Origin of the sequence: Laspinema palackyanum D2c (genome assembly GCF_025370875.1) — a bacterium.
In the GTDB taxonomy this organism is placed as follows: Bacteria; Cyanobacteriota; Cyanobacteriia; order Cyanobacteriales; family Laspinemataceae; genus Laspinema; species Laspinema palackyanum.
In genome coordinates, this window is sequence record NZ_JAMXFD010000003.1 from 170,051 (window position 1) to 183,797 (window position 13,747).

Genomic DNA, 13,747 nt, shown 5'->3' on the forward strand with positions numbered 1-13,747 from the left:
TGTATCAGACTTGCAGTCGGTTTTTAACCGAATGCAAGCTATGAGGCCGCCAATCGATTAATCCCCCGCCGGGTGTCGCCACTGCAAGATCTCAGTTTTAACCCACTTCCGGTCCCGAATTCCTCCTCATGGTGGTGCGATCGCGGTTAAACAGATTACCCCCGTCTTTGCTCTTTCTCTTGCTACTGAATATGACCGAAAATCCAGAACCTGGGACAACTTATGAAGGCGGATGTCATTGTGGCGCGGTGCGATTTCGCGTCACCGTTGATCGCCATGAAGCGATTGACTGTAACTGTTCCATCTGTCAGAAAAAAGGGTTTTTACATTTGATTGTTCCACCGGATCGCTTTACCCTGTTACAGGGAGAAGAGAGGTTACAAACATATACTTTTAATACTGGCTCTGCGAAACACTTGTTTTGTCAACACTGTGGGATTCATTCGTTTTATAGACCGCGATCGCACCCGGACAGCTTTGATGTCAATGTGCGATGTCTGGATGGGGATGTCGCGGGGAAATTTGCCGTAACTCCTTTTGACGGACAAAACTGGGAAGACAACATTGAAACGATTCGATAAGACCGGCGATCGCCTCAAACTCAGGGGAGTTAATCTCCCCCAGGTATCCCGAGTAACTGCCATTCCCCGTTAATTTTGCCAAATAAAGCGCGAGATTCTAGGGGGGAATAGACATAACGATTATAAACATAGCCCTCGCGATCATCCCCAAGTCGAATCGCCGTCCAACTATCGATGGGGTCGAAGGTTTCTGGGAGTTGGCGATCGCGGTCCAGTTGCACCACTTCATTGGACAAAGTAGCGATCGCCTCACTATCTAAACTCGGTTGCGATCGGGCATTGACACTCTCGCCCACCACCACCACGCGCTCAAGTTGCCACGAAACTCCTTCCTCAGAAGGGGGGGGCGGAACTTGTTTGGCGAAGGCTTGAGCCACATTTGGACAAACCCAAATTTCCGAACCTGCATCAATATTATACGCCGGAGGATTTTCTGCCGGAGCACAGCCGATGGCGATTGCTTTTTCCAGAATCAACCAAAATCGCCCTTGAGGGTCATCTAAATTCAAAGTCTCCCGAGTTTGGGGAACCGAAAAGCCGAGCGCTAGACCCGTTTCAGGGATAACTGACTGGACAAATTCGGCATTGCGATTTTTTACCGCCTCCCGTAATTGGGCGCGAAACTCATAGAAATCGCTACCGGGTTCGGCTTCATCTTCTAAAATGAGCCGTCCTTCAGAATTAGGGGGAACAACGGGTCCCGCAGCCCCCAAATTGATCATTCTGGGTTCCCCCGTTCGAGAATGAGCGCGGATTAGGGCTGCTAAAAGCGCACCCAAAGCTAATCCGACACCGATCGCCATTAAGATCGACCAGCGGAGTTTTTTTAGGGAGTAACGCCCTCTCTTTGTAGCCTTTTTAGCCATGCGGTCTGATTCGCTCATGAGCAACCCAGTGACCCCCTGGGGTGCCATGCTCCGGATCAGGAGCCTGGTCACCGGGTAGAGTTAAGCCAGTCTGGGGGATTTCCCCGCTATTTTAGCGGAAAATCGCCCTAGCCTCTCTAAACCCGGTGCAATCTTTCGGGTTGCAAGGGGTGCAGGAGGGGTTTAAGATGGCGCAAGGGTAGCGATCGCATGGGGTCCAAATGGGCGATCGCCCTTCATCTCTAAGGTTTTGTGATGCGCTGCGGGGGATAGGGATGAGAAAATCACTTCCTGCGATCGGCACTCAACCCGGGTCAAGGCACAGATGTCAAGATTTGATTCATAAAGTCCCTGAAAAAATAATTTTTTCCTCTTCAGATCGGGTCAGATCATCCCCAGCGATCGCCACCGAATCGCACCACACCTTCCGCACAACCCAGAACTGAGCCTACGGCGCAAACTGCCTCAAAAACTGAGAAAAGTATTAAAAGAGATTAAATATTCGGCGCAGTGCTGACAAAATGGGCTATAGAAAACTAAAGAACACCAACGTTATTATTGTCATCATTGTCCGAAGTTAACTTTCTTAGTCCATTTTCAAACCATTGTCCGTAGCTTATGCAACCAATTCGCACGTTTAACGTTTCTCCCTCTCTGCCTCCTAGACTCGAACCCTTACGCACCTTGGCCTACAATCTCCACTGGGATTGGAATGTAGAGACCAAAGACCTGTTCCGGCGCTTAGACCGGGACCTGTGGGAATCCAGCCGTCACAATCCCGTTTTGATGCTGGGAACCATTTCCCAGGAACGCCTGGAAGAAATGGCAGAAGATGAAGGCTTTATCGCCCAGATTGACCGCGCAGCGCGACAACTGGACGACTACCTGAAAGAGCGCACCTGGTATCGCAAACACCGGGAGAAAGAGAAACATCAAGAATGTTTCGTGTATTTCTCTGCGGAATTTGGCCTCACGGAATGTCTGCCGATTTACTCCGGGGGCTTAGGGTTACTCGCCGGGGATCACCTGAAATCGGCCAGCGATCGTGGTTTACCCCTGGTTGGCGTCGGACTTCTCTACCAAGAAGGATATTTTAGTCAATATCTGAACGCCGATGGATGGCAGCAGGAGCGTTACCCGATCAACGACTTCTACAATATGCCCCTGCACCTGGAACGCGACGCAGATGGCAATGAATTACGCATTGAGGTAGACTATCCGGGGCGAAAAGTATATGCGCGGGTCTGGCGTGTCCAAGTAGGGACGGTTCCCTTGTATATGCTCGATACCAACATCGAACCGAACAATCCCTACGACCACGATATCACCGACAAACTCTATGGCGGCGATCTCGATATGCGGATTCATCAAGAGATGATGTTGGGAATTGGCGGGGTGCGGATGCTCAAGGCCCTCGGCTACGAACCTACCGCCTATCACATGAATGAAGGACATTCGGCCTTTTTAGCCCTAGAACGGATTTCTATCTTAATCCGAGAACAGGGTCTCACATTCAAGGAAGCCAAAGAAGTAGTTGCTGCCAGCAATGTCTTCACGACTCATACCCCTGTTGCTGCTGGGTTTGACCTGTTTCCCCATGATAAGGTCATGCATTATTTGGGTCATTATGCTGATGAATTTGGCCTCGGAAGAGAACAATTTCTAGCTTTAGGACGGGACAATACCGGGGATTTGGAGTCGCCTTTTAGTATGGCAACCCTGGCGATCGAGATGGCGAGTTTTATTAATGGCGTTGCCAAATTACATGGCGAAGTCTCCAAAGTGCTATTTAATAACCTCTGGCCGAAACTTCCCCCTTCGGAAGTGCCGATTACCTCGATTACCAATGGTGTACACGCCCGCAGTTGCGTGGCAAAATATACCCAAGAACTCTACGATCGCTATCTCGGACCCAAATGGTCCACCACCCCCGCCCACTATCCCTTATGGGAACGGGTCGATGCCATCCCCGATGATGAACTCTGGCGCAACCAGGACCTCTGCCGTGCGGAACTGGTCGTGTTCGTCCGGGAACGACTCCAAAAATACTTACGCGCTCGTGGTGCTTCCTTCACGGAAATTGATGCAGCGCGGGAAGTGCTAGACCCCGGAGTTCTCACTATTGGGTTTGCACGGCGCTTTGCTACCTACAAACGGGCTACATTGTTCCTGCGCGACCTCGATCGCATCAAACGGATCTTACTGGGGTTAAATAACGACCTGATTCCCGGTGGTAAAACTGCCCTCCGTAAGCCAATGGTTCAGTTTGTCATCGCGGGAAAAGCTCACCCCCACGACATCCCCGGCAAAGAAATGATCCGTCATATCACCCATTTCATTCGTGAACAAGGATGCGAAAAAAATGTGGTGTTTATCCCCGATTACGATATTAACGTAGCGCGGATGATGGTGTCGGGTTGTGATGTGTGGTTAAATACCCCCCGTCGTCCTCGGGAAGCATCGGGAACCAGTGGGATGAAAGCGTCCATGAATGGATTATTGAACCTCAGTATCCTCGATGGATGGTGGGATGAAGCGGACTACGTTCGCACCGGGTGGCCGATCGGACATGGGGAATTCTATGATGACCCGAACTATCAAGATGAAGTAGAAGCGAATGCTTTGTATGACTTGCTGGAAAAAGAAGTGATTCCCTTGTTCTACAATCGGGATGAAGAGGGCGTTCCCCGCAAGTGGGTCTCGAAAATGAAAGATGCCATTCGCTTGAATTGTCCGCTGTTTAATACGGCGCGGATGGTGAGTGAATATGCAACTCGGGCCTATTTCCCGGCCAGCGATCGCTACTATGCCATGAGCGCTAATAGCTGTCAACCGGCGAAAGAACTGGCCGAGTGGAAAACTCACCTGCTTGAAAGCTGGTATGACATCAAGATTCTGGACATTGATATTTCTGAATCTGATGATGTCAAAGTCAACCAAAGCATTAACGTCAAAGCGCTGGTAAACCTAGCAGGATTGACCGAATCTGATGTAGAAGTTCAACTCTACAAAGGACCAATGGATGCTGATGGAAATATCATCAATGGTGTCTCTGTGGTTATGGATTATCAAGGTACTGATGCCAATCAGCAAAGTATCTATACGGCCAATATTGCCTACAGTTCCTCGGGATTACAAGGATTGTCTCTGCGGGTGTTACCGAAACATCCCTATTTAAGCAGTCCTTTCCAACCGGGTCTGCAAGTGCTTTGGGCTAATGCTTAGAGGTTGAATTGCGTGATGTTTCTCAGTCTCAATGGATTGGGGGATTAGAACCACTGATTTCACTAATTTCCCTGATTGGATGACTGATTTGTAGGGGTGATTTATGGATTGCCCCTACATCAGTTATTTGATTCACGGAAGGGCTATTTGGAATGACGATATAGCCGTTAGTATATGCTTCGGCTAAGGGATTGGTACTGACTCCTAATACTAGGTTGCGATCGCACCCCCAATACCACCAATGAGCGCCAATGTAAGCGCAAATTATCGCATCGAGTTGGTCTTCAATGGCTTTGAATAATTTAGAGCTTTTATCGGTTAATTTTTTTATAAAAATATCGCCTGAATCACTCAAAATCCAAGCATCTGACTTTAAACTTAAACTAGGTTCTAAGTTAGGCAGAATTTCGACAATATATTGCCGAAGTTTGATTAACTCTAAGCGGCGATCGGCTAATTTGCCTTTTTTGTATTTGAGAATCCGAGATAACCCAAATAAGTTAATCATCGCCGGATGAGGAAACACCTCAATTTGATAGCGATCGCATCGTTGGGGAATCATCATCGGTGCGTGCATAAACCCCCTCGCCTCTAAACTTTTGCCAAACCCCACAGTATGACTGGCAAATCGACTCTTCAGATTTGCCGGATAACACCCGGCATGATACCGCCCAAAATAGCGATGAGTCTGCTTATCCGGCAGTCTCATCCCCGTGGCATTCGGAATCAGCGTCGGCGCATCCACTGCAATCAGTCCCGGTTCCGGTTCAGGCACTCTTTGATCCACCCAATCGAGGATATCTACTACTGACAATTTGCAGTCTAAATCCGTAAGTTGTAATTGATGATTTTCCCAAACCAAACAACACAAACCACTCGCGCCGGAACTCCATCCGAGGTCAATTCCAATAAATTTCATCAGTTTTTAATCATTTTTTTGACAGGAATCGGAAATCATTCTGAAAAGTAAAACAGTTAAATCAGGTTAATTGCCTTATAGCAGTTCCCATTAGTTATGAGGTACATTCTTTGGGAGTGCGAGCATCTTGCTCGCTATTTACAAGAGCGAGCAAGATGCTCGCACTCCTATAAATTTTTGTACCTCATGAGTCCAGAAACCGCTATAAGGGTTTAACACCGCATAAACTGACAGACTGAACCCATCACCAAACGGATGCTTCCATCGGCATCAGAATTCTCGCCTCCAGAAGTAGCAGTAGCAAAAAGCAGACTAGGCCAATTTTATGATAAACTGTTAACCAGACAATGGAGGAAAAAATCATGTCCCAAATCGATATTGCTGAAGCGAAAACGAAACTGCAAGAGTTATTGGAAATCGCCCTAAATGGCGAAGAAGTTGTGATCACCAAAGACAGTCACCCGGTGGTGAAACTGGTCCCTGTACCCGATAAACCGCGCCGAGGGTTTGGCTGTATGAAAGATTTAATCTGGGTTGCTGATGACTTTGATGAACCGCTAACCGAAGAGTTTAAGGAATATATGGAATGAGACTGCTGCTGGATACACATACCTTTATTTGGTTTTTCAGGGGCGATTTTAGACTCAGTAAAACAGCAAGATCGCTCATTGAGAATATGGATAATGAAGTCCTGCTGAGTACAGCAAGTGCTTGGGAGATGGCAATCAAACAAGGTATCGGCAAGCTTGATTTTGGTTTACCGTTTAAGGAGATTCTCGTAGAAAAACTCCACGAACATCGAGTAGAAATACTGGATATTACCTTAAACCATATTGAGATTGTTGACAGTCTCCCCCTGCATCATCGAGATCCGTTTGATCGCCTCATTATTGCTCAGGGAATTGTCGAGAATATCCCAATTATTAGTGCTGATGCTATGTTTGATGCCTATCCGATTCAGCGAATCTGGTCATGATTCAGCCGGTATTGCTGCTGAACTTAATCCCCCTGGAATCATAGGTGAAGGACAGACTTACCGGGCTAATTTTAATAAACTGGCAAGTTGTTCCGGTTGATGAGACCCGATTAAGATTTTTTCACCATTTTTGAGTTCTAATAAAACGCCGCGATCGCCACTGACATTAAAGGCTTTTCCCTGGGGACCATACCGCACCCCCCATCCTCCATAATCCCGCAACGGATGATAAGTAATCACTTCCGATTTCACCACTGAGTCAAAGGGAATTTGAATTCGTTTAAATAAAAACGGGTAAAAACTTAGATACAGTCCATCAGTCCTCACTTCTGTTACTAATTTTGCACTATAAAACAAAATAGGGAAAAATATCCCAAACACAATCCCAAAGCCAATTAAAATAATATTTAAAATGGTAGTTTCTTCCCAAGATTCTTCTAAAAGAAATGGCATCATTGCCGCACCGAGGGCCGCCAAAGAGCTGCATACTAGGACGAACCAAATCCAACCCTGCCGAAATTGCTGCACCTCTCGAAACAGGAGCGTTGCATAAATTTCCTCGTCAATGCTTACTTCGTCTGACATGGATGCCGTTGTTAGTTTTTCCACAGCTACCTCCTATACTTGTTCGGAAAGAGGTTTCACGAATCAGATTCGCTTTGTTCAGGCCAGGTTTTTCCTCCCCTCTTAAGCTGAGGACTTTTTTGATTATCCCCATGACCTATTCCCTCTCTCCATAATATGCCCAAAAGAGTAGTCTATTTCGCCCGAAAAAACAACGAAAATAGTACGGACTAATCAGGGCATAAATGTTGAGTTTTGTATAGCCGATCGCCCCTTCATGAGGACCCCAGAACCCGACCGCCCCCAATGGACCCGCACCGGGTGGTCCCTTAAAGCGATTCCCGAGGGGCGATCGCATGACCCCAGACCCAAGATTTGCTAGGATATTTAAGCTTTATGTCAAAAAAAGTCAACAATAAGACAGAGCAACACGGATTCAATCCGGTTTTCCTCGTTCTGTCAGTAGCACTATAAGAGCAATCTATGGGTAAGCAGCGCGTTTTATCTGGAGTCCAACCCACCGGCAACCTCCATCTCGGTAACTATCTCGGTGCGATCCGCAACTGGGTCGAAATTCAAAGTCAGTATGAGAATTATTTCTGTGTAGTGGACCTCCATGCCATTACCGCACCCCACAATCCCGCCACTTTAGCCCAAGATACCTACACGATCGCCGCCCTCTATCTCGCCTGTGGCATCGATTTACAGCATTCCACCATTTTCATCCAGTCCCACGTCTCGGCCCACGCGGAACTCACCTGGCTGCTTAACTGTATCACTCCCCTCAACTGGCTGGAAGATATGATCCAGTTTAAGGAAAAAGCGATCCGTCAGGGAGAAAATGTCAACGTGGGGTTGCTGGATTACCCCGTCCTGATGGCAGCAGATATTTTGCTCTACGATGCCGATAAAGTCCCTGTCGGCGAGGACCAAAAACAGCATTTAGAACTCACCCGCGACATTGCAGCAAGGGTGAATCATCAATTTGGCAAGGAAAAAGCGCCAGTCTTGAAATTACCAGAACCCTTGATTCGCAAGGAAGGGGCCCGGGTGATGAGTTTAACCGATGGGACTAAAAAAATGTCCAAGTCTGATCCATCGGAACTGAGTCGGATTAATTTGCTCGATCCACCGGATGCGATCGTCAAAAAAATCAAAAAATGCAAAACCGACCCGATGCGGGGACTGGTGTTTGATGACCCAGAACGTCCGGAATGCAATAATTTATTGACGCTTTATCAGTTACTTAGCGGCAAAACTAAGGAAGAGGTGGCAGCGGAATGTCAGGAGATGGGTTGGGGTCAATTTAAACCGTTACTCACGGAAACGACGATTGAGGCGCTCAAACCGATTCAGGACCAATATAAGGAGATTATGAGCGATCGCACTCATCTGGAATCGGTGTTAAGAGAGGGGAGAGAAAAAGCCTCCGCAATTGCTAATGCCACCCTCAACCGGGTCAAAACTGCCTTTGGATATTCTCTTCCGTTGTAAGGATCAGAGATGCAGTCGGGACCCTTAAATTGAACAAAAGAGAACGACTGAAGTCGTTACTACGAACAAAGAGAACGACTGAAGTCGTTATTACGAACAGAAGAGAACGACTGAAGTCGTTACTACAAACTCCCCCATCTCTCTCTTCCTATGAAACAACCGCAGAACTCTTTATCTCGCTTCCGTCAAGCTGTTAGAGACGGTGAATTTTTGATGACGGCTGAGGTTATGCCACCGAAAGGGGGTAATGCAGCCCACATGATTACAATGGCAAATGGTTTAAAAAATAGAGTTCATGCGGTGAATGTTACCGATGGATCTCGGGCTGTTTTGCGGATGTCATCGTTAGCGGCATCAACGATTTTGGTGCAGCAGGGAATTGAGCCGATTTATCAAATTGCTTGTCGCGATCGCAACTCGATTGGGTTGCAGGCGGACCTCCTCGGTGCGAATGCGTTGGGAATTCAGAATGTTTTGGCCCTGACGGGGGACCCGGTAAAAGCAGGAGATCATCCCCAGGCGAAGTCGGTTTTTGATATGGAATCTGTTCGTCTGCTTAAGGCGATCGCCAAACTGAATCAAGGCTTTGATATCAATGATAAACCCCTAACCGATAGTCCCACAGACTTGTTTGCTGGTGCTGCGGTGGATCCGCAGTCGAAAAGTTGGTCAGGGTTAAAAAGTCGGTTTGAGAAAAAATTAGCAGCAGGTGCCGAGTTTTTCCAAAGTCAACTCGTCTGCGATTTTGACAAGTTAGACAAGTTTATGAATGAAATCGCCCAAGGGTGCGGTAAACCGATTTTAGTGGGCATTTTCCTCCTAAAATCTGCAAAAAATGCGGAATTTATTAATCGCTGTGTCCCCGGTGTCGATATTCCCCAACATATTATCGATCGCTTGGCAAAGGCAAAGGACCCTTTGCGCGAAGGGGTGGCGATCGCCGCTGAACAGGTCCAAGCTGCCCGGTCCCTCTGTCAAGGGGTGCATCTGATGGCGGTGAAACGGGAAGATTTAATTCCGGAAATCCTTGATTTAGCTGGCATTCCTCCTATCTCCTCAGAACCCATGTCAATGGATTCCCAAACTCTGGGCGATCGCCCTCCGCTTATCCGGATCTCCACCCCCACAACCTGAACACCTCAACTATAGATGCACCCTGATACAGACGCCTCTGGGCATACCCTGCCCGAGGCTTTTTATTTTCTAGAATTCCTGGCGATCGCATTCCCCATCTCTTCAGTTGAGGGGTCACACCCCCTGGGGGTGCAGTCCATCTTCCAAGTTGGGAAAAGATATGTATTAATGAATTAACCTAAAGAACTTCACCACTAAAGAAGCTCTTGAAAAAGGTTGCATCTACGTTATCGAATCAAATAGGCGTCTGCCATCAGGGTTTAGCAATCATTCCGAAGCGGGCTGATTAGCCCCCAGGAATCTGCGAAAAACATCACCTCTCCAGCATCAAGTTGGGAGGTATTGTTTTTTGGGGGCTTCCGCCCTTGTGGGCGCTAAAATTCCCTAAAACGCTGGTACAATTGCTTGCCATATTTTCATATTTCATTTATAGTTGAAGTATGGAAAGTAAAACGGCTGTAAAAATCTTTGAGTCCTTGTCTTCTGGCATCCGCTTAGACATTTACCGGATGTTGGTGAAGGCTGGATCTACAGGGATGGTGGCAGGTCAAATTGCTTCTGAACTGGAGGTGCCGCCTTCTAATCTCTCTTTTCATCTCAAAGCGTTGGTTCATTCTGAATTGCTTGGGGTGGAACAGGAGGGCCGCTTTTTGCGCTATCGCGCCAATATGCCCCTGATGTTTAGGTTAATCACCTATCTAACTGAAGAGTGTTGTCAGGGAGAATTGGCACAGTGTGGCACTCAACCCAGCGGGGAACTCGATTCTAATCCCTGTTTCCGATCGCCCTCTCTCACCTCCAACGAAGCCAAAACATAAGCGGTGGCTGTCTGCAAAAGCGGCGATCGCCCGGAAGTCTAAACTCAACTGCCTGCTTTTACTTTCTATTTGCCCAACATTTCAATATTTCATGGAAACTTAAAATGACTAAAATTGAAGTATTTGATCCCGCAATGTGCTGTAGTACGGGTGTCTGTGGACCCGATGTCGATCAGAAATTTGTGGACTTTGCCGCCAACGTGGATTGGGGGACCGGACAAGGGATAAAGATTCAGCGGTATAACCTCGGACAACAACCGATGGAATTTGCCAATAATTCCACAGTAAAAAGCTTTTTAGAACGTTCAGGGGCTGATGCACTGCCGCTGATTCTGGTGGAGGGTGAAATTGCCCTAGCGGGACGATATCCGACGAGGGATGAATTGGCTCGTTTAGCGGGTGTAACCCCTGCACCTGCGGTATCTGCACCGAAACAATCTAGCGGATGTTGTGGCAGTGCCAAGAGCAATACCCCAAGTAATACCACAAGTAGTAGCTGCTGTTAAGTCATTGTGATTCCCGCCTGTGCGCGGGAATCCAGAGTTTTTAATTGCACATTTCTATCCCTCTATTTTGCCGAAAATTAGGTAAACCTAATTCAACAAATTGAGATTTTATAATTGAGGAAAATTGGATGATGCTTTTTCTACAAAATACCCCCCCATTTTTATTTTTTACCGGCAAAGGCGGAGTCGGCAAAACTTCCCTTTCTTGTGCCACCGCCATCCATTTAGCTAAACAAGGAAAGAAAGTCTTATTGGTGAGTACCGATCCGGCTTCAAATATTGGGCAAGTCTTTAGCCAAACCATTGGAAATACAATAACCGATATTGCCACAGTAAGCGGGTTATCCGCCTTGGAAATCGACCCGCAACAGGCGGCACAGCAGTATCGCGATCGCATTGTTGGCCCCGTGCGAGGAGTCTTGCCCGAATCCGTCGTCAGAGGCATCGAGGAAGGCTTATCAGGGGCCTGCACCACAGAAATTGCCGCATTTGATGAATTTACCGAATTACTCACCGATGAGAGTCTGATGGGCAAATACGAGCACATCATCTTTGATACCGCACCCACCGGACATACCATTCGCCTGTTGCAACTCCCCAGTGCTTGGAGTGGTTTTATTGACGAGAATCCCGAGGGTGCATCCTGTCTCGGACCCCTCTCTGGGTTAGAAAAGCAACGCGATCGCTATACCCAAGCCGTGAGTGTGTTATCGGATCCCAACCGTACCCGCTTGGTCCTCGTTTCTCGCGCTCAACAAAGTACCCTGGATGAAGTCGTGCGGACTCATAAAGAGTTAGCCGATATTGGGTTTTCTCAACAACATTTGGTGATTAACGGGGTATTACCGGAGAAGGAAGCGAGTCATGATGTGTTAGCCGCAGCCCTTTATCAGCGAGAACAAAAGGCGATCGCCAACTTGCCCGAGGTGCTCCAGAGTCTGCCCTTGGATCAACTTCCCCTCAAGGCACAAAATCTCGTAGGCGTTGAAGCCCTCAGCGGTTTATTCTCCGATGGAGAGGAAGGCACTACGAATAGCCTTGATAACTCCACCCCATCCATGCCTCTGCCGCACCTTTCCACCTTAGTGGATGACATTGCCACCACGGGTCATGGGTTGATTATGACAATGGGGAAAGGGGGTGTGGGGAAAACAACAATGGCAGCCGCGATCGCCGTCGCCTTAGCAAAACAGGGACATTCGGTGCATCTGACTACCTCAGATCCAGCAGCACATCTGAGTGAAACCTTAGCCGGATCAATGGACAACTTAGAAGTCAGTCGCATCGATCCGCATCAAGAAACCACCCGCTATCGCCAGCATATTCTGGACACCAAAGGTAAGAATCTGGATGAGCAAGGACGCCTGATGTTGGAAGAAGACTTGCGATCGCCTTGTACCGAAGAAATTGCTGTTTTCCAAGCCTTTTCCCGGATCATCCGTGAGTCGAGTCAAAAATTCGTCGTCATGGACACTGCACCCACAGGACATACTTTATTACTCCTGGATGCCACCGGAGCCTATCACCGCGAAGTCACCCGCCATACCCAGGAAAATGTTCACGTTGTCACACCGATGATGCGCTTGCAAGACCCCGCCCAAACTAAAGTAATTGTAGTTACCTTAGCCGAGACAACCCCAGTCTTGGAAGCGGCTAATTTACAAGCCGATTTACGTCGGGCAGGAATTGAACCTTGGGCATGGGTCATTAATAACAGCCTGACTGTTTCGACGACTTCATCTCCCCTATTAAAACAACGTGCTGCCTTTGAACTGGCTCAAATCGAGGCGGTTAAAACTAACTATGCTCAACGGTTTGCCTTGGTGCCGATGCAAGTGGATGAGCCGGTTGGTATTCAAGCGTTGCTGAATTTAGGCCAGCAAAAGACCGTCACAGCAGCAGAATCAGAAGAGAGCCCGAGTCAACAGGATGTGGTGACGCATCAGCACAAAGCGAGTTAACCCGGATGAAACTGGGGGTTAAACCGGGCATCTTTTAAGGAACCCAAAAACAAAACACCCCCCTAGGGCTTGGGGGGTGATGCAACACTCAGGGTGTCGAACAAATTCAGGGTGATCGTCTTTTTATTATGGTTGCAGGAGTCAGGAAAAAGCATCAGCTAAATGGCTGAACTTTGGATTGCTTTATTTAGACGGACAAAAGACGGTGGTAACAGTAGAATCCGAAGAGATCCGGAGTCAACAGAAGTTGGTGCCGCATCCTTAGCAAGCGACTTCACCCGAATGACACTGAGGGTCAAACCTAGCATCTTTTATGGAGTGCAAAAACAAAAAACCCCCCTAGGGCTTGGGGGGTGATGCAACACTCAGGGTGTCGAACAAATTCAGGGTGATCGTCTTTTCATTATGGTTGCAGGAGTCAGGAAAAAGCATCAGCTAAATGGCTGAACTTTGGATTGCTTTATTTAGACTGACAAAAGACTGTCACAGCAGAATCAGAAGAGATCCGGAGTCAACAGGAGTTGGTGCCGCATCCTTGCATCCTTGGTAAGGGACTTAACCCGAATGACACGGGAGGTCAAACCGGGCATCTTTGATGGAGTAGTCCAAAAACAAAAAACCTCCCTAGGGCTTGGGAGGTGATGCAACACTCAGGGTGTCGAACAAATTCAGGGTGATCGTCTTTTTATTATGGGTGGAGCAG

The 13,747-nt window shown here is 47.8% G+C and carries 13 protein-coding genes; 9 read left to right on the plus strand and 4 right to left on the minus strand.

Annotated features, from left to right (window positions below; all coding sequences use genetic code 11):
- Positions 1–191 precede the first annotated feature (191 nt).
- On the plus strand, positions 192–581 hold the full coding sequence (locus tag NG795_RS05860) for a GFA family protein (RefSeq protein WP_367287727.1): 390 nt from the start codon (positions 192–194) through the stop codon (positions 579–581).
- Between the two features lie 29 nt (positions 582–610).
- Here the strand turns inward: NG795_RS05860 and NG795_RS05865 are convergent, their stop codons facing one another.
- Positions 611–1,465 (minus strand): SH3 domain-containing protein, encoded by an 855-nt coding sequence (locus tag NG795_RS05865; protein WP_367287728.1) that lies wholly within the window; start codon positions 1,463–1,465, stop codon positions 611–613.
- 165 nt (positions 1,466–1,630) lie between these two features.
- Entirely contained in the window at positions 1,631–1,765 is a 135-nt protein-coding gene (locus NG795_RS05870; RefSeq protein WP_367287729.1) for a hypothetical protein, read from the minus strand.
- A gap of 300 nt (positions 1,766–2,065) precedes the next feature.
- Here NG795_RS05870 and glgP point away from each other — a divergent pair, with 300 nt between their 5' ends.
- On the plus strand, positions 2,066–4,672 hold the full coding sequence (glgP, locus tag NG795_RS05875; RefSeq protein ID WP_367287730.1) for an alpha-glucan family phosphorylase: 2,607 nt from the start codon (positions 2,066–2,068) through the stop codon (positions 4,670–4,672).
- 28 nt (positions 4,673–4,700) lie between these two features.
- On the opposite strand, the gene NG795_RS05880 is transcribed toward glgP, so the two are convergent.
- On the minus strand, positions 4,701–5,591 hold the full coding sequence (locus NG795_RS05880; RefSeq protein WP_367287731.1) for a DUF429 domain-containing protein: 891 nt from the start codon (positions 5,589–5,591) through the stop codon (positions 4,701–4,703).
- A gap of 362 nt (positions 5,592–5,953) precedes the next feature.
- Between NG795_RS05880 and NG795_RS05885 the strand changes: the two genes are divergently transcribed.
- On the plus strand, positions 5,954–6,181 hold the full coding sequence (locus tag NG795_RS05885; RefSeq protein WP_367287732.1) for a type II toxin-antitoxin system Phd/YefM family antitoxin: 228 nt from the start codon (positions 5,954–5,956) through the stop codon (positions 6,179–6,181).
- Positions 6,178–6,567: a type II toxin-antitoxin system VapC family toxin gene (locus NG795_RS05890; protein WP_367287733.1), complete on the plus strand. Its 390-nt coding sequence runs from the start codon at positions 6,178–6,180 to the stop codon at positions 6,565–6,567. Before NG795_RS05885 ends, NG795_RS05890 begins: the two co-directional genes overlap by 4 nt.
- 57 nt (positions 6,568–6,624) lie before the next feature.
- On the opposite strand, the gene NG795_RS05895 is transcribed toward NG795_RS05890, so the two are convergent.
- The gene (locus NG795_RS05895) at positions 6,625–7,176 is read right to left on the minus strand and encodes a DUF6141 family protein (protein ID WP_367287734.1); all 552 of its coding nucleotides are present in this window, start codon (positions 7,174–7,176) and stop codon (positions 6,625–6,627) included.
- Positions 7,177–7,614: 438 nt separating this feature from the next.
- Here NG795_RS05895 and trpS point away from each other — a divergent pair, with 438 nt between their 5' ends.
- From trpS to arsA, 5 genes are all read left to right on the plus strand, one after another.
- Positions 7,615–8,625 carry a tryptophan--tRNA ligase gene (gene trpS / locus NG795_RS05900; RefSeq protein WP_367287735.1) on the plus strand — a complete coding sequence of 337 codons (1,011 nt, stop codon included), beginning with the start codon at positions 7,615–7,617 and terminating at the stop codon, positions 8,623–8,625.
- A 150-nt stretch (positions 8,626–8,775) separates the two neighbouring features.
- A complete protein-coding gene (locus tag NG795_RS05905; protein ID WP_367287736.1) occupies positions 8,776–9,759 on the plus strand; it encodes a methylenetetrahydrofolate reductase in 984 nt (327 codons plus the stop codon).
- A 440-nt stretch (positions 9,760–10,199) separates the two neighbouring features.
- On the plus strand, positions 10,200–10,577 hold the full coding sequence (locus NG795_RS05910; protein ID WP_367287737.1) for an ArsR/SmtB family transcription factor: 378 nt from the start codon (positions 10,200–10,202) through the stop codon (positions 10,575–10,577).
- Positions 10,578–10,681: 104 nt separating this feature from the next.
- Entirely contained in the window at positions 10,682–11,083 is a 402-nt protein-coding gene (gene arsD, locus NG795_RS05915) for an arsenite efflux transporter metallochaperone ArsD (RefSeq protein ID WP_367287738.1), read from the plus strand.
- A 128-nt stretch (positions 11,084–11,211) separates the two neighbouring features.
- Positions 11,212–13,044 (plus strand): arsenical pump-driving ATPase, encoded by a 1,833-nt coding sequence (gene arsA / locus NG795_RS05920; RefSeq protein WP_436836035.1) that lies wholly within the window; start codon positions 11,212–11,214, stop codon positions 13,042–13,044.
- The last annotated feature ends 703 nt before the right edge of the window (positions 13,045–13,747 follow it).